The following is a 21720-nucleotide window of genomic DNA, read 5'->3' as shown; positions in this document are numbered from 1 at the left end:
CGATGGAACGGGATTGCGAATCGATTGCTGGCGGAAAAGGCTCCAAAACCGGGGCCCAAAAATCCGGAACCGGTGAGCGGATCGCCGTGACCGGTTTCGGTCTCGTGACCCCCATGGGATTTACGCCCTGGCGCTCCGTGTCAGCCGTAATCCGCAGCCGCAGCCACTTCGCCTGGCACGAAACGGTTCTGGTGGCCGACGCCCCCGACGGCACAGCCCTGCGTGGTGCGACGATCAGCCGGGTTTCGGGGAAAGACGTGCGGTTCGGCCTGACCGGGAGCGAGCGAAGTCTGGCGCTCCTGGCACCGGCGCTCCGGGAGGCCGCCAGCGGCCTTTCACCCTCCCCTGGCGACGCGGTGCCGGCATGGATCATCAATGGGATCCCTTCGGAAGAAGTCGGGGCAATTCCCTGTCCGGCGGACATTCTTCCCCCCCTCTCTCCGATGGAGCATCTACCGGTTGGCCGGGAGGCAGGCTCCGGACGCTGCCTCTTTCTTGACCGGGTAGCCGAGGCGGCGAAGGCTCTCGGAGAGGGGAGATGTCCGCGAGCGCTCATCGCCGCCGTCGACTCCCTCTGCTTCCTGCCGGTGCTCGAAGAACTCCTGGCGGCCGGCAGGCTTCTGAGCGGGCCCAACCCCGAGGGGATCATCCCCGGAGAGGCGGCCGGAGCCATCCTCCTGGAGCGGGAAGAGTCGGCACGGAAGCGGGGCGCTCCCATCTACGCGTTCGTCTCATCATGGGGCCACGGCATTGATCCCGCTCCCCGCACCGGAGGCCATCCCGCGCAGGCACGGGGGCTCACCGAAGCGTTCATACAAGCCTTCGACGGACTTCCTTGCCCCGGTGAAGAGATCGGGCTGGTTGTCGCCGACCTGAACGGCGAACGGCAGCGTGCACTGGGATGGGCCGTAGCCGAAGAACGGGTTTTCGGCCCCTCACACCGGGAGCGGCAACTGTGGCTCCCCGCCTTCTCCGTCGGGGAATGCGGCGCGGCCCTCGGCGTGGTGCAGACCGTCGTCGCCGTCGCAGCTCTTGCCAAGGACCTCGCCAACGGGGAGCAGGTCGCCCTCTGCTCCTCCGACGACGGAGGAGAGACGCGGGTACTCTGTCTCGAGCGGGGAGACTTCACCGATCGCCATGCCCTTAACCGGTGGCGGCGGGAACAGCAGGCGAAAACGAACGAAAGAGTAACCTGATGGGAGCAACGCTTGTCGTCAACGGCCAGACCGTCGTCCACAAGGAAAGCGGCGGCGTAGTCACTACCACCGACGTCTGCAAGACGCCGGTGGGAAACGCCGTGGTGCCAATTCCCTACACCAACGTCGCCCGGTCGGTCGATGTGGCAAACGGCAGCAGTACCGTGGCCGTGGACGGCCACCCGGTCATGCTGAAGGATTCGGTCTTCAGCCGCAGCAGCGGAGATGAGCCGGGCTCCCTCGGCGGCGTCGCCTCCGGGGTCACCGGCGGCAAGGCGAAGTTCGTCAACTTCTCGAACAACGTCTTCTTCGAAGGACGCCCGGTCTGCCGCCGTCTCGACCCCATGGTCAGCAACCTCTCCGGCACGGGGAACACCCCGCCGGCGCCTCTGATGCAGGAGAATATAGCCGTGGCGGCCGACGATCACCAGGGGCACCGGATACCGTTCACCTTCTCCTTCAGGCATCCGGACCTGAAAAGCGGCAGGGTCGAATTCCCCTCATTCACCGCCCGGCACGCCATGGAGGGAACGACCGGTCCGGGGGACGACCCCGACGGCTACTGCGACGACGTCCACCTCGCCGACGCGCCGGGGGCCTACGACCTGAGGTTCGTCGACTTCGAGCGCGAACGGAAGAGACTCCCCCGCGAGGAGACCACCACATGACCATATCCGCCACCCTGCGCAGGGCGGTCCTCTTCCTGCTCATCACACCGATCATCACCCTGCTTGCCTGCACGAGCAGCGAAGGGACGCAGAAAAAAGGGACGCACACCGCCACGGACAAAGGAGTACCACGGATGACCACCTACCCCATCGGAAGATTCGCCATCGATGTGCCGGCGGAGATGAAGCTGGTTCACCAGTGGCAGAGGCTCCGCTACGCGGAGATCGAGGAGTTTGCCTGGCCCGGCAGCGTTCCCCGCGCACAGGCCCGCGACGAGGCATGGAAGAGGCGCCTGGCAGAGATCGGCAAACTCACGCCACCCAAAGGAAAGGAGCGGGTGATCATCGAGACCCGCGAGTTTCCCGGCTTGGGAGATTGGGCGCGGGGGGTGTTTTATTACGGGAACTATATGATGGTAAACGAAGGGAAGTGGTCTGTTTTATTGGATTACGGCAATGCCGGTGTTTGGATTGAAACAAGGAGCGCAATCATAGAAACAGAGAACATCAACAAGATGCTTCGAAATATCAACAACATTGCCAAGTCTTACACTACACGCCGTTTTGGTGAACTCAAGCCCTCATCAGGCTACTGGTTTTATACCAAACATGGTGCCTTGGACCTTCCCTATTTGCGTCAGGAAACGGCCGCCGCCCGGTTCGAGGGGCACCCGCTGGGGTTGGAGATCGACATCGAGACAACGGAGACGCACAAGGTAGAAGAAGCCGGTCTCATCAAAAAGACCATGGCCGCCATGGCGACAGGATTCGCAACCGGTTTGAATATCGACAAAATCCGCTCCAGGAAAAAGACTGTTGCCGGCCTCGACGGAGAAGAAGAAGTTCTCAGAATGAACGATGGCAACAAAACCGTCTTGAACTTCGCATGGGAATACCGGGGAAGAAAGGATTCCGGAGAGTATCCGGAGATACGCATTACCATGGACAGCGCTGATGGCAAACTGGAGCAAAAGCTCCAGGTCTGGGACGCCGTGCTTAACTCGCTGAAACCGATGTACGGAACCGGCAGATAACGGGGAGAACGACGGGTGAGCATTTCCTCGGAAATCAACCAGATCGACATCAAGTGGTGGGAGTTGTTCGACACCATACGGGGTCTCAGGACCGAGGTGCAGAACCGGATCGTCATCGAGCGGGAGGTGATCCCGATCATCTTCATCCCCGGCATCATGGGAAGCCGGCTGAAGTTCGCCAAGGGCAAGAAGCAAGGGACGAGAGCATGGGACCCCGACTCTTCTGGCTTCATGTCAGTGGTCGCCCTGGAACCCTTCTCCGGCACCGGCGACGGCACCGTCCCCGATTCGTCGGGCAAGGCCCTCAAGGTTCCCACGGCACGGATCGGCCGGGATTCGCATGCCGATTTCTTTTCCATCGATCACCAGAGGATCTATGGGGCAGATCCGGCGAAGAAAATTGTCTTCACAACCGTCTGGAACCTGGCGATCAAGCGGAGCGAGGAAAAAGCGGGGACAGCCAGGACATGAGACATGAAGTTACGCGCCAACGAAAGGAACTCCCCCGCGAGGAGACCACCACATGACCATATCCGCCACCCTGCGCAGGGCGCTCCTCTTCCTGCTCATCACACCGATCGTCACCCTGCTTGCCTGCACGAGCAGCGAAGGGACGCAGAAAAAAAGCACGCCACCCTCGACTGGCAAAGGAGTACCACGGATGACCACCTACCCCATCGGAAGATTCGCCATCGATGTGCCGGCGGAGATGAAGCTGGTTCACCAGTGGCAGAGGCTCCGCTACGCGGAGATCGAGGAGTTTGCCTGGCCCGGCAGCGTTCCCCGCGCACAGGCCCGCGACGAGGCATGGAAGAGGCGCCTGGCAGAGATCGGCAAACTCACGCCACCCAAAGGAAAGGAGCGGGTAATCATCGAGACTCGCGAGTTTCCCGGCTTGGGAGATTGGGCGCGGGGGGTGTTTTATTACGGGGCCAATTGGGCTGATGATGAAGGATATTGGCTGATATTCGCTGACTCGGGAACAAGCGGGGTATGGCTCACGTATCACGGCTTGACTGATGCTAAACAGGAGATGCTGACCTGGTTGCTTGAAATCGCCAGATCCTACCAGTCCCGTCGCTTCGGCGATCTCAAACTCCCCCCTGGCAACTGGTTCTATACCGAACGTGGTGCCATCAATCTCCCCTACCTGGAGCAGGAAACGGCCGCCGCCCGGTTCGAGGGGCACCCGCTGGAAGTGAAATTAGTCATTAAAACCGTCGAAACCCGCAAAATCGAGCCGGAAGGTCATGGACTATTGGGAAGACTAGGGGCGTTACTGGCTACCAGATTTGCCGGCAATGTCGAGATCGAAAAAATCCGTACCGGCAAGAGAATGGTTGCCGCCATGCCGGGCGAGGAGACAATCCTACGAGCTGACGAAGACGGAAGAAAAGAACTGAGTTTCATGTGGCGGTATGCCGGAGAAAAGGATTCGGGAGAGCACCCCAAAATCCTCATCGAAATGGAATCCGTTGACGGCCGCATTGAAGAGAAGTTGCAGATCTGGGACGCCATCCTTAACTCGCTGAAACCGATGTACGGAACCGGCAGATAACGGGGAGAACGACGGGTGAGCATTTCCTCGGAAATCAACCAGATCGACATCAAGTGGTGGGAGTTGTTCGACACCATACGGGGTCTCAGGACCGAGGTGCAGAACCGGATCGTCATCGAGCGGGAGGTGATCCCGATCATCTTCATCCCCGGCATCATGGGAAGCCGACTGAAGTTCGCCAAGGGAGAGGATCAAGGAGAAAGGGCATGGGATCCAGACGCTTCATGGTTTATGGCAAAGAAATTCGGTCTGGCATCCGTTGATGCCGCGGAGAAGAAGGCCCTCCTCGTCGGCCCGGAGTTCGATCCCGACTACCTGGAGGTCGACACCGACAACCCGAAGCTCGACAAAAGTTTTCTGCGACGCTACCCGAGAGCCGACAAGCGGGGTTGGGGCGGGATCATGTGGGGGAGTTACGGACCGATCCTGCGGGCACTTCACGATCACCAATGGGAGGAGCCGGTGGGACACTGTTTCGAGTTCCCGGTCCACGCCTTCGGCTACAACTGGACCGCCTCAAATCTGGAGGCCGGCAGGAAGCTGAAGGAGTATATCGGTGCCACCATCGACCACTATGCCAAAGGATTGAAGGACGAAGCGGGGCGCCCCCTGGAACGCCTCTGCACTCGGGTGATCCTCGTGACCCACTCCATGGGAGGGCTCGTGGCCCGGTCCGCCTGCGTGCTCCACGGTGCCGCAGAAAAAGTGCTCGGGGTCGTCCACGGCGTGCAGCCGGCCACCGGCTCACCCGCCGCCTACTGGCGGATGAAAGCCGGGTTCGAGCGCCCTGCCGGCGGACCCCGCAAGAGCATCTGGGACTGGTTTCTCAATCCCGTGAAGATGTTCGAGCGGCTGGCCAAGGGGTATGCCTCGGCCTGGATCCTCGGTACCGACGGTGAGGAGGTGACGGCGCTCTTGGGGAACATGCCGGGGGGGCTGCAACTGCTGCCGAACAAGGAGTACCGGGACAATAGCGGCAGCCGGCAGTGGCTCGCCTACCCAGGGGCCGACGGCCGGCCCCTGAGCCTTCCTCGAAGCAACCCCTATGAGGATATCTACCGCGTCCGAGACAACGTACCCTGGCGGATGGTGAACCCGGACTGGCTTGATCCGGGTGAAAAAACAGATTCAATTAGACCAGGAAAAAGAAGTCCGTGGACATTCTATCAACGCTATCTCTCTCAAGCCGAAGAATTCCACGACAACCTCGGCTCCCGGGTCCACGACGACACGATCCAGTTCTACTCCACCACCCTCGACTCACCGGACCGGATCGTTTATACCCGCGAACCCCACGTGCATTCTACGCCCCACCAGTTCAGGAACAAGGGGGCATTCCGGGCCTATGTGGACAGTAACGACGAAATACGGGACACCTCCGCAGGAGCAACGGCGGTGGTCGCCCTGGAGCCCTTCTCCGGCACCGGCGACGGCACCGTCCCCGATTCGTCGGGCAAGGCCCTCAAGGTTCCCACGGCACGGATCGGTCGGGATTCGCCCGCCGATTTCTTTTCCATCGATCACCAGAGGATCTATGGGGCAGATCCGGCGAAGAAGATCGTCTTCACAACCGTCTGGAACCTGGCGATCAAGCGGATCGAGGAACAGGTGGGAGGGCCGGCCGAGGATTGAAGGCAGGCTGAACCAGTACGGTTGACAGAAGGGTAAAGCTGAATTCAACGGGATACACGCCACGGACGGCACGTTCCCATCACACACAAAAGGAGAATTACATGTCGAATGAAGCATCCGTAGCACCGAAGGAACGGGTGAACATCGTCTACCGTCCCGCCGATGGCGAAGGGCGCGAGGAAGTGGAGCTTCCCCTTAAAATCCTGGTGTTAGGGGACTTTACCGGGCAACCGGACGAGCGGCCCGTGGAGAAGCGGGACCCGGTGCCCGTGGACAAAGAAAACTTCAACGAGATAATGAAGGCCCAGGGAATCATGCTGAACATCGCCGTCTCCAACCGGCTTTACGATGCACCCGACGAGGAGCTGCCGGTAAAGCTGAGGATAGAATCTCTGAGGGATTTTGGCCCGGAGGCCATCGTGGAGCAGGTGCCGGAGATGAAACGCCTGTTGGAGCTGCGCGAGGCACTGCGGGCGCTAAAGGCCCCACTCTCCAACATCCCGGATTTCCGGAGGAAAATCCAGGAACTGGTCGTTGACGACATCGCCCGCGCCAAGCTAATGGCCGAAATAGGGATCGAAGGATAAGGAGGAGAGAATGAGCACAGAGATGAACGGAACGGCTCCCCTCCAGGAGCAGAGTGCGTCCGACACGTCGCTCCTGGAGGATATCGTCCGGGTCACTAAACTTCAACCGACCGACGAGGCTTACTCTATCACCAGAAAAGGGGTCGAGGCCCTCATGGCCCAGCTCCTGGAGCCGGGAACCGAAGCCCCGAAGGTATCCAAAGCAGTGCTCGACGACATGCTCGCCGAGATCGACCGCAAGCTCTCCCTCCAGATGGACGAGATCCTTCACCATCCCCAGTTCCAGGAACTGGAATCATGCTGGCGGTCGCTCCACTTCCTGGTGGATCGGACCGACTTCAGGGAAAACAACCGGATCGAGCTCCTGAACGCCACCAAGGAGGAACTGCTTGACGACTTCGAGGACGCTCCCGAGGTGGCCAAATCGGGCCTCTACAAGACCGTTTACTCCGCCGAGTACGGTCAGTTCGGCGGCAAGCCGTTCGGAGCGATCATCGGCAACTACGACTTCGGCCCGGGTCCCCAGGACATCAAACTCCTCCAGAACCTGGCTGCCGTGGCCGGGATGGCCCACGCCCCCTTCATGGCCGCCGCATCACCCCAGTTCTTCGGCTGCGATGACTTCACCGCCCTGCCGAACCTGAAAGACATCACGTCGATCCTCGAAGGCCCCCAGTACGCCAAGTGGCAAGCGTTCCGCGAGAGCGAAGATGCCCGCTACGTGGGACTGGCCCTGCCCCGCTTCCTCCTGCGACTCCCCTACGGCGAGGCCACCAGGCCGGCCAAGTGTTTCAACTACGAAGAGCAGGTCTCCGACAGCCACGACCGCTACTGCTGGGGCAACGCAGCCTTCGCCTTCGCCACCCGGCTCACCGAGAGCTTTGCCAACTTCCGCTGGTGCGCCAACATCATCGGTCCCCAGGGTGGCGGAACGGTGCATGACCTGCCGCTCCACCAGTACCAGGCAATGGGAGCCATCCAGACCAAGATCCCCACCGAGGTGCTCATCAGCGAGCGCCGCGAATTCGAACTGGCCGAAGAAGGATTCGTCGCCCTTACCATGCGAAAAGGCAGTGACAATGCCGCCTTCTTTTCTGCGAACTCGGTCCAGAAGCCGAAATCCTTCGGCAACTCCAAGGAGGGAAAAGAGGCCGAGCTCAACTACAAGCTGGGGCTCCAGCTCCCCTATATGTTCATCGTCAGCCGCCTCGCCCACTACCTGAAGGTGATCCAGCGAGAGCACATCGGCACGTGGAAGGAACGGGGTGATCTGGAGAATGAGCTCAATCTGTGGATTCGTCAGTACGTCTCAGAGATGGATAACCCCATGCCCGGCGTTCGCAGTCGCCGCCCCCTGCGCCAGGCCGAAGTGACCGTTGAGGACGTCCCGGGTGAGCCGGGCTGGTACCGGGTGGGCCTCAAGGTCACCCCTCACTTCAAGTACATGGGGGCATACTTCACGCTGTCACTGGTGGGGAAACTGGATAAAGAGTAGGGACGCGACAGAATCGGAGCCGGTGCCTGCAATGCGGACCATCAGGGACCGCAATTTCACATCACAAGGAGGTAGCAGCAGATGGCAATGCCCGCCCACATGACCCTGATTGGAGAAAAACAGGGGAAAATCGACGGTTCCTGCGAACTGCAGGGGCGCGAAAACACTATCCAGCTTTACGAAATGAAGCACGACATCCACATGCCGCGCAATCCCCATGACGGCCTGCCCACCGGCAAGCGCGTCCATGGCCCCCTGTCGATCGTCAAGATGTTCGACAAGAGTTCGCCGAAACTCTATCAGGCCCTCTGCACCGGAGAGCACATGAAAAACGTGCAGATCAAGTGGTACCGGATCAACAAACAAGGGCTGGAAGAGCACTATTTCACCACCACCCTTGAGGATGCCATCGTGGTCGAGATGAAACCCTACATGCCCATGACGCTCCTTCCTGCGAACGAGCCCTACGGCCATATGGAAGAGGTGGCATTCTCCTACAAGAAGATCAAGTGGACCTGGGAGCCCAACGGTATCGAGGCCGAGGATTCCTGGAGCGTGCCCAAGTAGTTATTTTCTGATGGTATACCCTCCCCGGCGACGGGGAGGGTGCATCTTCAGATAATCTCAACATTGCAAGACTATTAGCATGACATGGCGTGTGTATTCCCCGAAGATGGCAAAGCAATTACGAGGTAACAAATGGGATTCTGTGGCGTGTGTGTAGCTATTTGTATGCTATTGCTCGGGGCTGTCTCGGCCCATGCTGACCAGCAGGTGACTTTTTCTGCCACAAAGCACGAGCGTGAGAGAAAAATCGTTAAGGCACTGTTGAAGAAAGAGATCCGGGAGGCAAAGACCCTCTCGAAAGAACCTGTTCAGATCGACATTGCACTGGCCGACCTTAATCACGACGGTACGCGTGAGATTCTGGCATATGTGCGACAATATCCCTATTTTTGCGGCACTGAAGGGTGCTGGTTCGTGATTTTTAGGCAAGAAGGCCGAACATGGCGTAACATACTTCAGTTGATAATTCAGGAAAATGTCAGTCTATCCACCCTTTCAACATCCGATTTTGTTGATCTGATTGTGGAAGACAAGTCAGTATGGAGTTGGCATGGTTACAAATACGACTTCTCGCATAAACTTCCTTGATTCATTCAACAACATGATACCGAACAGTAATAATTTCTATTGAGGGCGTATGCCGTGAGTAAGACGTTTGAGGATTTTTTGACTGCTTTGGCACAGAAAGAGTCGAGCAGGAGATATGACATCGAAAACTACAGTGGCTATTTGGGTAAGTACCAAATGGGAGAGTATGCCCTGATCGATGCGGGATATTATCCCCACGATGGAACGGGCGCCAGGAAAAATGCAGAAGGCAAATACGTTGACAACGATTGGATCGGTCACTGGACGGGACGGAAAGGCGTTAAGAGCAAGGTGGATTTTCTCTCTGCCCCTGAAGCCCAGGAAGACGCAATCCGGCACCACGTGGCCAACCTCTGGAAACAAATCAAAGCGTTGCATCTGGATTTGTACGAGAGCACAACGGTCAACGGGATCGTTATCACGAAATCGGGAATGATCGGAGGAGCCTATCTGAAGGGGGTCGGAGGGCTGAAAAGTTATCTCAAATCTGCAGGCCGCAACATTCCGAAAGATGGAAACGGCACGTCCATTGAACACTATGTGTCAACGTTTGGTGGCTATGATATTGAGAGCATTCTGAAGGATGCACGCGGAGCAACCGACAACGCAGAGAATCATCGAGCAATGACCACAGTTGGTCAATCCCGATCGAAGACTAAATTGGCGAAAAAGCATGTTGGAAACGGGGGCAACGCTCAACATTACGTTGTAAGGCCCGGAGATACCCTGTCTAGAATTTCCCGCATGCATAACCTCTCAGTGGCCGAAATACTTACGGTTAATCCCTCAATAACCGACAGGAACCGAATAGCTGTCGGACAGAAGGTGGTAATCCCTTCGCACAAAGCTGCCAGTCACAGTTACGGCAAGACACCCTATGCGCCTGCATCACATTCTCAAGTTGGATCAACACCTCGGCAACCGTGGTGGGGAGAAACATTTGTCGGAGGATTCCGCAAGAGATGGAACTGAAGGGGTCATCGCCACCGCCTCTCTGAGCAATTCGTAAGTTTCACGAGGAAAACGCCATGACAATCCAAAAGGCCGCGGCAAGCCTTCTTTCTCAGGGCTCAACATCAAGCTTTCAGTTCGAGATTCCCGCCACAAGGTACTTACTGTCGGTAGCGGGATTCACCGTCGACGAGCGTATATCCCATCCCTATGACATCCACCTCACCCTGGCAACCCAAAACAATGTAGCGCTCGACGAGGTGATCGACAAGGAAGCCGTGCTTTCCGTAGATCATCAGGGTGGAACGCGCTATTTCCACGGTGTTGTCCGGGAATTCACCTCTCTCGGAACGGATGGCGGCTACGATCTCTATCACGCCCACATTGTGCCGGCCCTGTGGTTTCTTTCGCTGGAGCAGGATTGCCGTGTTTTCCAGTTCAAGAACGTTCAGGACATAGTCGCCGAAATCCTCGAAGAGAGCAATATCACCAGTGACCGCTACCGCTTTGCACTCTCCAGGGAGGACCGCCTGCGCAAATTCTGCGTCCAGTACCGGGAAACGGACCTGAACTTTGTCTCGCGACTTCTCGAAGAGGAGGGAATCTTCTACTTTTTCGAGCACTACGAAGACAAGCACGTCATCGTCTTTTCCGACACCAACTCAGGCTATCTCTACATGCCCGGCAAGCGCCAGATCCCCTTCAACACCAATGACGGCATGGTGCCCGGAAAGGAGAGCGTCTTCGACTTCATCTACTCGCGCCGCGTTCGTCCCGGCAAGGTGTCACAGCGCGATTATTATTACAAGCACACGAACCTCGACTTGACCACCCAGCGGCAGGGAAAGGCGTCCGCTCAGCGGGAGGTCTACGACTTCCCCGGCAATTACTTCAATGAGGAACGAGGCACCTATCTGGCCAACGTCCGCCTGGAGCGCTTGCTGGTGCTCGGCGAGACCGCAGAAGGGCAGAGTTCGTGCCCCCGCATGATGCCGGGACACGAGTGGGAACTTTCCGGCCACGATTATGCCGGGAAGTATCTGCCGGTGGCAGTAATCCATCACGGCGCTCAGCCCCAGGTGCTTGGCGAGCATGCCGGAGATGGCGGCTTTCGCTACGACAATGAATTTATCGCCGTGCCGGCCACCGTAACGGTCCGCCCCCAGATCGTCGCCGACAGGCCTGTCATCGTCGGACTTCAGACTGCTGTCGTTACCGGCTCGTCCGGCGAGGAAATCCACGCCGACCCCGACGGCTACCTGCGGGTGAAAGTGCAGTTCCCCTGGGACCGGCGCGGCCAGAAGGATGGTAGGACCTCATGCTGGGTCAGGGTCGGCCAGCCCTGGGGAGGCGGCGGATGGGGAACCCAGTTTCTGCCCCGTGTTGGAGACGAGGTGCTTGTCACGTTCCTTGAGGGAGACCCCGACCGTCCCATGGTAATCGGCAGTGCGTACAACTCCGAAAATCAGCCACCGTACGCTTTGCCCGCCAGCAAAACCCAGAGCGGCATCCGCACCCGCAGCTACCCAAACGGCGGCACGGACAATTTCCATGAACTCCGCTTCGAGGACAAGAAGGGAAGCGAGGAGATCTACCTGCAGAGCGAAAAGGACTGGAACATTCTGGTTAAGAACGACAAGGGGCAGACTGTCGGGCGGGACGAGAGCCTGACCGTCGGCAACAACCGCTCGAAAACAGTGGGGGTGGATCAGAGCGAGAGTGTCGGTGTCAACAAGTCCATCCAGGTAGGGGCAAACCACAACGAAAGCATCGGCGCCAACATGACTCTGAGCGTAGGCGGTTTCAAGAATGAGACTGTCGGCATAAATTCACTCGAAACAATCGGCGGCGCAAAGGAGCTAGCCATTGGCGGCCTCTACCAAGTTGCGGTAGGCGGCGTCATGAACGAGACGGTTGCCGGCGCCAAGACGGAAGAAGTCGGACTGGCAAAAGCGGTGTTCGTCGGCAACAACATGAGTGAGAACGTAAAGGGTGACAGAACCACCAATACAAACGGCAACTACACGGAAACCATCAGCGCCAAATATTACGCAAAAGCTAACGAATATATCATCGAGGCGTCCAAAATCACGCTTAAGGCCGGTTCTTCATCCATTGTCATGGATGGGAGCAGCATAACGATCAAGGCGAGCAAAATTTTCCAGAATTGAACCCAGGGCCACGGGATATGCGGAGAATGATGTGAGAAAAAAGGCTTCAGCTATTTCGTTTGGAATTAACAGCACCCTGTCGGAAGGGTTTCGCGTCGGCCGCATCGTTTCCGTAACCGACAACAGGTTTATCGTCGATTACCCGGAGAACTCTCTGGGTCCCATCGCCGCCCGGCTCACGACCTCGGTGAAAAACCAGCTTCTGGACATGGGCAACCCGGCAGGGAAAGAAATTCTCCTGGCATTTGAGAACAACGATCCCGGACAGCCGATCATTGTCGACACAATGTACTCACTACTTGATGAGATCGCCGATGCGACAGCGGCCGAAACTGCGAAGGTCGTTCCGAACGAAGTGATTGTCGACGGGACGCGGATCACGTTTGATGCCCGGGAAGAAATCGAGCTCAAATGCGGAAAAGCCAGTATCGTTCTCACCAGCGCCGGCAAGGTGATCATCAAGGGTGCCTACCTGCTCAGCCAGTCTTCTGGCGAAAACAGGATCAAAGGCGCGTCCGTTGGAATCAATTGAATTATCACACCCCTTAACTGATGAATCCAACAATATCATCCATATTGCACCAACTTGCCGAAGAGGCAGCGTTTCTTTGGCATCTTCGAGGTGGCATCCTGCAATCTCCTCATTTTTCTCTGAGTGACCTCGAACGTTTCGATGAACGACTTGAAGCACAGGTCGATGGCTTACGGGTGGGTGGCGACGCGTCCTGGGAGATATGCCGATCTGCGCTTGCGGGCGACACGGTCGAAGGACTCTTCGCCCCGGCGGTATTGGCCTTCGAAAGCGGCAACAGTGAGCATCTTCAGCAGGTCATGAATGCGATGGGGACGGATCGGGAGAAGGCCCGCACCGTCATTTCCGCACTGGGGTGGCTTCCCTACGAACAGGCCAGGCCGCGCATAGAGCAGCTACTGGCAGAAGAATCGCCCTTTCATCGCTACATCGGCATGGCGGCTTACGCCATCCACCGGCACGATCCGGGCCCGCAGTTGACAAGAGCCGTGAACGATACCTCCCCGTTATTGATGGCCCGCGGGCTCCGTGCATACGGGGAGTTGGGCAGGGGCTGCGAACTTAATGATTTCAGGCTGCAAGAATACTTGACGGACCACGACGACGAAATCCGCTTTTCCGCCGCATGGTCCGCGTCCCTTGCAGGCATTGGCACAGCCGTCGGCGTGCTGAGAGGTTTCGTCGCATCCTCATCCCGATATGCCGAGAAAGCCCTGAACGTTTCCGTGCGGTGCATGCGCCCCGAAAGCGCACGTGCCTGGCAACGAGAGCTCGCTCAATCGTCTGAAACGATCAGATTTGCTGCGATAGGCGCGGGGGCTCTGGGTGATCCGTCCCTTGTTCCGTGGCTCATCGACCGGATGGATACGCCGACGATCGCACGAGTGGCGGGGGAAGCGCTCACCATGATAACCGGCATCGATATCGAGCTCGAAGAACTGGCAGGCACACGGCCCGAAGGCTTCAATGCCGGCCCCACCGATGATCCGAAGGATCTCAATGTGGCGATGGATGCCGATGAAAACCTCCCCTGGCCCGATGCCGACCTGGTTGCCGCATGGTGGGACAAGAATAAAGGCCGTTTTCAAAGCGGAACCCGTCACTTTCTCGGGAAGCCGGTCTCGCCTGAACATCTCCGGCTGGCTCTCAAAACGGGCCTTCAGCGTCAGCGTGCGGCCGCCGCCCTTGAGCTGGCGCGGATGAATCCTGGACGACCGATGTTTGAAGTGCGGGCACCAGCGGCCAGACAGCGCAAAGAGGTTGCGGCCATATGAGAACGCTGGCGATTACCGGGGCAAGCTGCGTTACTGCCGTAGGGCATGACGGCCCCCCGACGGCGGCGTCAGTCAGGGCGGGAATCTCCCGCTTTGCCGAGTACGACGACTATCGGGACGAAAACGACAACCCTATCACCGTGGCGCGGATCAGGGGGATTCATGACAGCTGGGATACACCTCAGCGGATGGCCGGTGTCGCCGCTCTTTGCCTTGAAAAGCTCCTTGATGAGTATTTTCGGCAAGACCCGCGCAGGCCTTCACAGATCCATCTCTTCCTTGGAGTAGCCTCCGAAGAACGGCCCGGTCCGCGCTATGAAGAAAGCAGCCTGTTCCCGTTGCGCGGGATAATCGGGAAATGGACGGACAAACCCGGCCTTCAGGCTATCCCCCGGGGAAACGCATCCATGATGTACTCCCTTGAACAGGCCAGCCGCCTGATCAACAGCAATCCCGACGCGGTGTGTATCGTCGGCGGAGTTGATTCCTTGCTAAGAACCTCGACCCTGAATTGGTTCGAGAAGGACTGCCGCCTCAAATCCGCAAGCTATGGCCGTCACCAGGGGCTCATTGCCGGAGAGGCGGTCGGGTTCATGGTCATTGAGAACCGAGCCGGAGCAAAGCAGTCAGGCAAGCCAATCCTCGGGAGTATTGCGGGACTTGGGCTGGCAGTAGAACCCGCGCCGCGGGCATCGAGCTCCCTCGGACGAAACAGCGGGCTGACCGAGGCCTGCCATGCCGCCCTGAGCGGGGTGCAAGAAAAGGCGATCCGTGCGGTGTTCAGCGACCTCAATGGTGAAAATTCCCGAGCCAGGGAATGGGGCATGGCCGAAATGCGCTGTTTCGACAAACTGGATGAAAGCAGGCGGCTCTGGACGCCGGCTAACTGCTACGGCGACATCGGCGCCGCCAGCGGCGTGGTCTTGGCAAGTATTGCCATGCAAGGGCTTGTTCGTGGATGGTTGCAATCGCCGATACTGGTGACCTGCTCCGATGACCATGGGCCATGCGGTGCCTTGGTATTGGAGAGCGAGAAATAGAACCCCCAAGGAGACGGTAGTGGGAAAATCAACGGTTTTCGTTAACAAACAGGGAATGAGCAACAAAGGGAGTGGAGCTGTTGTCGTAAGCGGCCCGGATGTCTGTCTTACCCCCATGGGCAATACAGTCGTACCGATACCCTATACCAACGTCGCCAGATCGGCCAGTCTCGCCGATGGCACAAAGACGGTGAAGATCGACGGCACCATGGGCGCAATCGACGGGTGCTGCTACAAAAAAAGCAGTGGTGATGAGCCTGGCAGTAAAAAAGGAGTTGGGTCGGGCACGATACAGGACAAGGCCGAGTTCATCAACTACTCATTCGATGTCAAGATTGAGGGGAAAGGGGCATGCCGCAACTCCGATCCCATGACGCAGAACAATAAAAACGCCATGTAAGCACGAGGTTTCCTCGGCCGCATCGCCACAGTTTTCGGGAGAGCACAAATCATGGGAGTGAACAACGATTCCAATGCCGGGCAGTCGAGCGGCGAGCAGAAAGTTGTGCCCGATAAACGGACCTTTCGCCTTAAGGTGGTCGAGTATCTTTCGTGGGACACATATGATGAGAACAGCCGGACTTTCAAACTCGGTCACGAAGACAACAAACCCATCGGCGGCAGAGTAGTCAAAATCAAGATGCCGGACGGCAGCATCGTGGAAAAGTCTACCGACGAAAAGGGAATAATTGAACTGACTGATCAGGACGCCAATGTAACGTTCGAGGTCATCTTCGAACCGGAAGAAGCCGCCCTTAACAACAAATACACCCTTTTCTACAACCGGACGGCTGTAGTGCAAACCAAACGCCCTGGGGACACCCCGTGACAGACGCCAGCCACAAGGGAATCGAGCAAAACGATCCCAAGGGAAAGGTTCTCCAGCACGTCAAGCCCGACATGATGTGTGGCGAGATCCACACTATCAGCATGTACCAGCCGACCGTCATTGTCGATTCCCACATACACATTCAGAGCGGACGCTGTGCCCCCTTGCAGTTCGTCAGGGACCAGGGGCCGGGCCCAGTGGCCATGCTGCAGACGGTGACCTCCGCCTCCCGGGGATGGATAGAAGGGAGCGGCCTGACCCTTGGCGCCATCTTTACGGCCTTGTTCGAGCCTGTCTGGGCTCCAGTGCGGGCCGTATCCCAGTTGCTCGGCAATTCCCCCCACAATCCTGATGAAGGCATCCTGCAGGCCTCACCCTTAATTGATCTGGTAGCACAGCAGAAGAAAAAAACCATCGAGGTTGCCGAAGGCTTCATACTGGAGCGCGAGAAGGTTCTAACCAACTATTTCATGGAGGAAGCCCTTTACAAGGATGCCCCCCACCTCATCTTCACCAGCGTAGTCATGACCATGGACATGGAGTACTGCCATATTGACGGCTACTTCGGTCTCAGGGTCTACAACCCCCTCTATAAAAATCGAGAAGACATCGAGGCGAACAAGCCCTGCGCCTACTGGACGCCGCAGCATGGCGAGTGGGTAAAGGCCCCGCGCGATAATAGCGTCTATGTAAGGCGGGACAAGCAGGCGAATACCTCTGAAAAGCACATGACGCCGGAGGAGTTTGATACATACCAGGAAGAGGCACAGATAGAGGGAATAACCGGCTCCTACCTGGATGACAAAGGCAATGCCCGAGAGGTGAAAATCGTCGCCGCGCCGGTGCTGATGCCGGACGCGGAAACCGCTCTCTACGAGAACTGGATGAAGCAGCTGCAATACACCGAGCTTGCCGTCGTGAAATATCCACTGAAGCTTCTCCCCATGTACCACTTCGATCCGCGCCGCTGGCATCTGGAGAAAAACGCCACCGAGGTGCTCGACAAGGTTGGAGACAGGGGGATCTACCTGGGGTTCAAGATGTACACCGCCCAGGGGCATCGTCCGTGGGATCCGCGGCTGCCGATTCTGAAGGATTTCTACGCCAAATGCTGCCTGCGCGGCATCCCCATCTTGAACCACTGCACCCCGAAAGGGGCTGCCGCCTACGAACGAGATGAATACTTCGATTTCGAACACCCCCTCGACGGGGAGAACGACCGGAAACAGAAGCAAGACAAAAGGTCGGGCTACTTCAGCAGGCATTTCGCCTCCCCCCAGGCCTGGAAGGAACTGCTGGACGGAGGCGCTGAACTGGTGGATGGACGGATGCACGTATCGTTTAAAAACCTGTACCTCTGCCTGGCCCACTTCGGCGGGCCTACCGACCTGGGCATGGAATGGAACCGCCAAATCATTGAGATGATCGAAAGCGGGGAATACCCCAACCTCTACACCGACATCTCGTCATCATTCGCCGACAGCGGATTTCGAAAGAATTTCAAAGCCATCATCCGGAAGCACCCCAAAATCAAAGACCGCATCCTGTTCGGCACCGACTGGTACATGACCTTTGTCTACAGCTTCCCTTTCGTGGGCAAGAATCTGTGGGACTACTGCACGGAGACCAAGAAGTTCCTGGATGATTTCGACACCAGCCTCTGGCCGGCCTTCACCCAATATAACCCCTACCGCTTCTATCGGCTGGATCAGCAGATTGGACGGATTGCTGAGAACATCATTGAGATGCGGGCGAAAGATAAGAAGATTTTAGAAGTGCTCGATGAACTCGAGGAGTATCAAATCAATGAAATTCGTAGAGAAGTTGCCTGGATCAAGTTTGCCAATCACGGCCATGTAATATTCAAGGAGACACCATGAAATACTTGAAATGGCTATATTTTACTTTGATCAGCATCATCTTGTTTTCCACAAATGCGATCGCTCATGGAGGTAGTCAAATGGAACCCTCTTATCTGTACGAAATACAAGACTTCACATCTGCGCAGTCTCTCGAACCCCTAATTTTCACGATTGGTGGTGGCCTATTCGGCGGCTACCGCAACGTTTCTGTCTTTCCAGTGCCTTTTGATAATGCTGTGGGAAGCAACGACATGGGCAACGCCATTACCATCATCTCCTTTCCCAAGGGGAAGATCGATTACGACCGCTACTTCCGCAATGCCGCGGACGACATGAGCGGCGGTGGAGAGTTTGTTTCGCAAACCGCCAAGGATATCCTGGGCTACGGCCAGGTTCGGCGTTTCCTGTTGTTTGACTTCAAAAAGAAACTGCACCGGGAGTACCGCATAGTGTTTCCAATTACACAATACATTGAAAAAATCGCTTTAGCCGATTCAGAACGCAAACGGTTTCTGTTTGAAATAGAGTCGCAGAAGCGTAATGCCAAAGAACCATTCGATTCAAACAACTTTTTACAATTGATTGATTTGAGTGATGATAAGCACAAGGTAATAAAGGAAGTATTTAAGCCGGCTGGTACAATATGGACAACTACGAAAGAGAGAGTATTTCTGTACCGTATCTTAGAAAAGAAACTTCAAGTTTTCGACATGAAGCTGGAGGTGGCCCACCATCCGCTGGAGGATGCTCTAAAGCAGTATAAAGACAAAATTGATTTTTCACGAATATATGTTCATCCCCAATTCCCCTTTGCTATTCTTCGCGGGAAAAAAGGGGCCGTCTATATTGGTTGGGAAAAGAAAAATATACCAGTGCCACATTTGTTGACAAGTGGTGCATCGCAGTTTGTTATCTCGCCAGATGGTCAATGGGTCGTTTTCAAATATGAACGCACAGGTGCTGCCAAGACCTACCTCATGCCTGTCTCCGAAAAATACCCTCATTACCTGGGTTCCCCCATCCTGCTGGCAGATACGTACTTCGATGAAGGAAAATTCGCCTGGACCACCAACCCGACCGGTTTTGTCGGTTCAAGACTTGACAAGATCTACCACTGGGATTTGGAAAACCGGGACTTTCCCGAAAAGGGCACGATGTCGTTCCACGACTACATCGTTAAGAACGATCTGGAAAAGCTGACCAGAGAGAAGAAGCAGGGACTTGGGAACAAGCATTGAATGCAGCGACAAGACATTGGCGTACCGTGCGATGGTCCAGGCGTATTGCCGCGTGATGACTGCTTCAACAGCCTGCTGCGATATCAACGAGGTAAAGAGAATGGCAAAGACGTTGCCGCTCATCCTGTCCCCTGGTGATCAGCCTGCTCTGGATTATTACGGCCGGTACACCGACCCATCTGCGGTTGGCGGAAATTGCTGTGGATGCTCTGCAGCATAACGATTAGAAAGAGACAGACCGGATGGACCTCCTCAACTCCACCCCCTTCGCCGCCACCCCGCTCTTTCTCTCCGATCGCCACGGCGCCGAAACGCTCCTTGTCATCGTCAAGGGAACGTGGCGGATCAATCGGGACGGAACCCTCTCCGTGGCGGAAGAGCAGGTGCCAGTCCGCTTCGAGCCTCTCTACTCCGACGATCCCGCCTCATCGAGCCTCATCCACGACACCGACATCACACTGGAGAAGCCCGGCACCGACTGCATCCTCCTCGGCCACGCCTGGGCGCCAAAGGTGGGAGTCGAGTCGGTGGATGTGACCTTCGCCGTGGGGCCGGTGCGAAAGACGGTGCGGGTCTTCGGCGAACGGATCTGGATGAAGTGCCTGGGAATGGTGTCGATGTCGAGGGCTGCTCCGTTCGAGAAGATTCCCCTCGTCTGGGAACTGGCCTTCGGAGGGGCGGACGCGACCTGGCCTGACCCGAAAAACCATGAGTTCTGCCTCGAAAATCCGGTGGGAAGGGGCATTCTGGCGAAAAGGACGAAACAGGAGATCGACGGTCTTCGCCTTCCCAACATGGAAGACCCGACACATCCCATAAGAAAGACCGACGACCGTCCCCGGCCCATGGGGTTCGGGCCGATTCCGCCCCACTGGCAGCCTCGGGCGAAGTACGCCGGCACCTATGACGATCACTGGCGAAAGTACGTGAACCCCCTCCCGCCGGAGGATATGGATTCGCGCTTCCACTCGTCCGCACCACCGGGCCTCATGTCAAACCGACACCTGTCGGGCACGGAACAGGTGCTTGTCGCAAACGCCTCGCGCAACGGCAGGCTGGAATTTACCCTGCCCGGCATCGCACCCCGCGTCTCGGTGGCGATCGGAGCGACGGTCCATGAACTGAAGATGCAACTCGATACGCTCATGGTCGAGCCGGACGAGGAGCGCCTTGTCCTTGTGTGGCGCGGAAGACACAACGTGCATGGGAGGCTTCACAGCCTGAAAAGTGTGGGCATCGGGATAAGATGAAAGGGTCCGTAACTCAGGGCCGCCTCTGACTTGCTGCGAGGGCGTGCAGAGGGGAAATTCCGGCAAATGACACGGCTGCGCCGCCATTGACAGCGGTTGTTCCACTGCTACAATGGAGTCCATTCGATACACAAGGAGGCTTCACATGGCACGAATACCGACGGTTGATCAGGATTCATGCATCAGTTGCGGGCTCTGCGTAGCGACCTGTCCGGGAGTGTTCCGGTTCAACGAGGACGGCAAGTCGGAGGTCTATGATCCCAACGGGGCCGGCGAGCAGGAAATCCAGCAGGCCATCGACGGGTGCCCGGTTCAGTGCATCAGTTGGAAGGGATAGCCATCAACCACGGTCCGGAGAGATGGAGAAAAAATCCCTCTCCGGCTGGAAAGGAGACCACGGTCCATGGAACGTTGGAGATGTACCATCTGCCAGTACGAATATGACCCCACGGCGGGAGACCCGGAAAACGGCATCAATCCCGGCACACCCTTCGAGGAGTTGCCCGATGATTGGGTCTGCCCCATCTGCGGAGCGGGCAAGGACTTGTTCGAGCCGGTCTGACCGGCGGCTCCCCCTGTCACCGCCACATGAGCCTCCCGCACGGGAGGCTGTTCATTTTTTTGCCGCGTGGCCGGATTCTTTGATGATGTCTATCTGCGAGTTGCCCTTGACCACCCGTACCCGCCAAACAAGGCCGCAGTCGCCACACTCCTTCACTGGCGACTCTTCCGAGCTGAACCCTTCCGAATGCATGTCTATCTGCACCGCTGTCCTGCTGCCGCAATGGGGACACTTCATCGTTTTCTCCTTTCGCCCGGACGCCGTTGGCCGACGATCTCGCCATGAGTGAAATCCGGCGGTCTGCACTAAATGGTTATACAGTATAGCAGCAAACAGAGGAAATGTAAGGCCGGCCGCCGGATGCCTGCTCCACGGTGGTTGCGCTTGATTTTTCGCCGGCCGGATGCGATACTCGCTGACAACTCTATAGTTTTTGGAGGTTAGCGTATGTTCGGATTCGGCATGCCTGAGCTTATCGTGATTCTGATTATCGTGCTGGTGGTATTCGGCGCGGGACGGCTGCCGGAAATAGGCGGCGCACTCGGCAAGAGCATCCGCAATTTCAAGAAGGCGTCTGAAGGGAAAGAAGAGATCGAGATCAAGCCCCAGAAGAAAGATGAACCGAAAAAAGACGCCTGATCCGCCCGGGATACACGAAAAGGGGCCGGCTATTCGCCGGCCCCTTT

At 57.2% G+C, this 21720-nt stretch carries 24 protein-coding genes; 23 read left to right on the top strand and 1 reads right to left on the bottom strand.

Annotation, left to right across the window (positions count from 1 at the left end; translation table 11 throughout):
• Positions 1 to 2 precede the first annotated feature (2 nt).
• The 22 genes from AC6CDK_RS03080 (at position 3) to rd (ending at position 21034) form a co-directional block, all read left to right on the top strand.
• Positions 3 to 1196 (top strand): 3-oxoacyl-ACP synthase, encoded by a 1194-nt coding sequence (locus AC6CDK_RS03080; RefSeq protein ID WP_052269446.1) that lies wholly within the window; start codon positions 3 to 5, stop codon positions 1194 to 1196.
• Positions 1196 to 1864: a DUF4150 domain-containing protein gene (locus AC6CDK_RS03075; protein ID WP_039646994.1), complete on the top strand. Its 669-nt coding sequence runs from the start codon at positions 1196 to 1198 to the stop codon at positions 1862 to 1864. Before AC6CDK_RS03080 ends, AC6CDK_RS03075 begins: the two co-directional genes overlap by 1 nt.
• A gap of 134 nt (positions 1865 to 1998) precedes the next feature.
• Positions 1999 to 2898, top strand: coding sequence for a T6SS immunity protein Tli4 family protein (locus AC6CDK_RS03070; protein ID WP_226048438.1), 900 nt, complete (start codon positions 1999 to 2001; stop codon positions 2896 to 2898).
• A 15-nt stretch (positions 2899 to 2913) separates the two neighbouring features.
• Positions 2914 to 3369 (top strand): hypothetical protein, encoded by a 456-nt coding sequence (locus tag AC6CDK_RS03065; RefSeq protein ID WP_226048439.1) that lies wholly within the window; start codon positions 2914 to 2916, stop codon positions 3367 to 3369.
• Between the two features lie 52 nt (positions 3370 to 3421).
• On the top strand, positions 3422 to 4456 hold the full coding sequence (locus AC6CDK_RS03060) for a T6SS immunity protein Tli4 family protein (RefSeq protein WP_192905673.1): 1035 nt from the start codon (positions 3422 to 3424) through the stop codon (positions 4454 to 4456).
• A gap of 15 nt (positions 4457 to 4471) precedes the next feature.
• Positions 4472 to 6088 carry an esterase/lipase family protein gene (locus AC6CDK_RS03055; protein WP_192905674.1) on the top strand — a complete coding sequence of 539 codons (1617 nt, stop codon included), beginning with the start codon at positions 4472 to 4474 and terminating at the stop codon, positions 6086 to 6088.
• A 101-nt stretch (positions 6089 to 6189) separates the two neighbouring features.
• The gene (gene tssB, locus AC6CDK_RS03050) at positions 6190 to 6675 is read left to right on the top strand and encodes a type VI secretion system contractile sheath small subunit (RefSeq protein ID WP_039647002.1); all 486 of its coding nucleotides are present in this window, start codon (positions 6190 to 6192) and stop codon (positions 6673 to 6675) included.
• Between the two features lie 10 nt (positions 6676 to 6685).
• Positions 6686 to 8170: a type VI secretion system contractile sheath large subunit gene (gene tssC / locus AC6CDK_RS03045; protein ID WP_039647004.1), complete on the top strand. Its 1485-nt coding sequence runs from the start codon at positions 6686 to 6688 to the stop codon at positions 8168 to 8170.
• Between the two features lie 81 nt (positions 8171 to 8251).
• Entirely contained in the window at positions 8252 to 8737 is a 486-nt protein-coding gene (locus AC6CDK_RS03040) for an Hcp family type VI secretion system effector (RefSeq protein ID WP_039647006.1), read from the top strand.
• Positions 8738 to 8869: 132 nt separating this feature from the next.
• On the top strand, positions 8870 to 9325 hold the full coding sequence (locus AC6CDK_RS03035; protein ID WP_192905675.1) for a hypothetical protein: 456 nt from the start codon (positions 8870 to 8872) through the stop codon (positions 9323 to 9325).
• A gap of 54 nt (positions 9326 to 9379) precedes the next feature.
• Positions 9380 to 10297, top strand: coding sequence for a LysM peptidoglycan-binding domain-containing protein (locus AC6CDK_RS03030; RefSeq protein ID WP_192905676.1), 918 nt, complete (start codon positions 9380 to 9382; stop codon positions 10295 to 10297).
• A 56-nt stretch (positions 10298 to 10353) separates the two neighbouring features.
• Complete coding sequence (locus tag AC6CDK_RS03025; protein ID WP_039647012.1) at positions 10354 to 12447, top strand: type VI secretion system tip protein TssI/VgrG; 2094 nt, start codon at positions 10354 to 10356, stop codon at positions 12445 to 12447.
• 31 nt (positions 12448 to 12478) lie between these two features.
• Entirely contained in the window at positions 12479 to 12979 is a 501-nt protein-coding gene (locus tag AC6CDK_RS03020) for a DUF6484 domain-containing protein (protein WP_052269448.1), read from the top strand.
• A 20-nt stretch (positions 12980 to 12999) separates the two neighbouring features.
• Complete coding sequence (locus AC6CDK_RS03015) at positions 13000 to 14253, top strand: TIGR02270 family protein (RefSeq protein ID WP_039647014.1); 1254 nt, start codon at positions 13000 to 13002, stop codon at positions 14251 to 14253.
• The gene (locus tag AC6CDK_RS03010; RefSeq protein WP_039647016.1) at positions 14250 to 15293 is read left to right on the top strand and encodes a 3-oxoacyl-ACP synthase; all 1044 of its coding nucleotides are present in this window, start codon (positions 14250 to 14252) and stop codon (positions 15291 to 15293) included. Before AC6CDK_RS03015 ends, AC6CDK_RS03010 begins: the two co-directional genes overlap by 4 nt.
• A 19-nt stretch (positions 15294 to 15312) precedes the next feature.
• Entirely contained in the window at positions 15313 to 15693 is a 381-nt protein-coding gene (locus AC6CDK_RS03005; protein ID WP_039647018.1) for a DUF4150 domain-containing protein, read from the top strand.
• 51 nt (positions 15694 to 15744) lie between these two features.
• Positions 15745 to 16122, top strand: coding sequence for a hypothetical protein (locus AC6CDK_RS03000; RefSeq protein ID WP_066358092.1), 378 nt, complete (start codon positions 15745 to 15747; stop codon positions 16120 to 16122).
• The gene (locus tag AC6CDK_RS02995; protein ID WP_192905677.1) at positions 16119 to 18002 is read left to right on the top strand and encodes an amidohydrolase family protein; all 1884 of its coding nucleotides are present in this window, start codon (positions 16119 to 16121) and stop codon (positions 18000 to 18002) included. The genes AC6CDK_RS03000 and AC6CDK_RS02995 overlap by 4 nt, the downstream gene beginning before the upstream one ends.
• Positions 17999 to 19222, top strand: a complete 1224-nt coding sequence (locus AC6CDK_RS02990; RefSeq protein WP_066358098.1) for a hypothetical protein — start codon at positions 17999 to 18001, stop codon at positions 19220 to 19222. Before AC6CDK_RS02995 ends, AC6CDK_RS02990 begins: the two co-directional genes overlap by 4 nt.
• 242 nt (positions 19223 to 19464) lie before the next feature.
• Positions 19465 to 20472 (top strand): DUF2169 family type VI secretion system accessory protein, encoded by a 1008-nt coding sequence (locus tag AC6CDK_RS02985; protein ID WP_192905678.1) that lies wholly within the window; start codon positions 19465 to 19467, stop codon positions 20470 to 20472.
• Positions 20473 to 20617: 145 nt separating this feature from the next.
• Positions 20618 to 20809 carry a ferredoxin gene (locus AC6CDK_RS02980; protein ID WP_039647027.1) on the top strand — a complete coding sequence of 64 codons (192 nt, stop codon included), beginning with the start codon at positions 20618 to 20620 and terminating at the stop codon, positions 20807 to 20809.
• A gap of 66 nt (positions 20810 to 20875) precedes the next feature.
• The gene (rd, locus tag AC6CDK_RS02975) at positions 20876 to 21034 is read left to right on the top strand and encodes a rubredoxin (protein WP_039647029.1); all 159 of its coding nucleotides are present in this window, start codon (positions 20876 to 20878) and stop codon (positions 21032 to 21034) included.
• 51 nt (positions 21035 to 21085) lie between these two features.
• Here the strand turns inward: rd and AC6CDK_RS02970 are convergent, their stop codons facing one another.
• Positions 21086 to 21271 (bottom strand): hypothetical protein, encoded by a 186-nt coding sequence (locus AC6CDK_RS02970; protein WP_192905679.1) that lies wholly within the window; start codon positions 21269 to 21271, stop codon positions 21086 to 21088.
• 210 nt (positions 21272 to 21481) lie between these two features.
• On the opposite strand from AC6CDK_RS02970, the gene AC6CDK_RS02965 reads away from it, so the two are divergent.
• On the top strand, positions 21482 to 21673 hold the full coding sequence (locus AC6CDK_RS02965; RefSeq protein ID WP_010943808.1) for a twin-arginine translocase TatA/TatE family subunit: 192 nt from the start codon (positions 21482 to 21484) through the stop codon (positions 21671 to 21673).
• The last annotated feature ends 47 nt before the right edge of the window (positions 21674 to 21720 follow it).

The organism is Geobacter sp. PheSNFMC (assembly GCF_059620965.1).
This window is presented reverse-complemented; position numbering and strand designations above follow the sequence as displayed.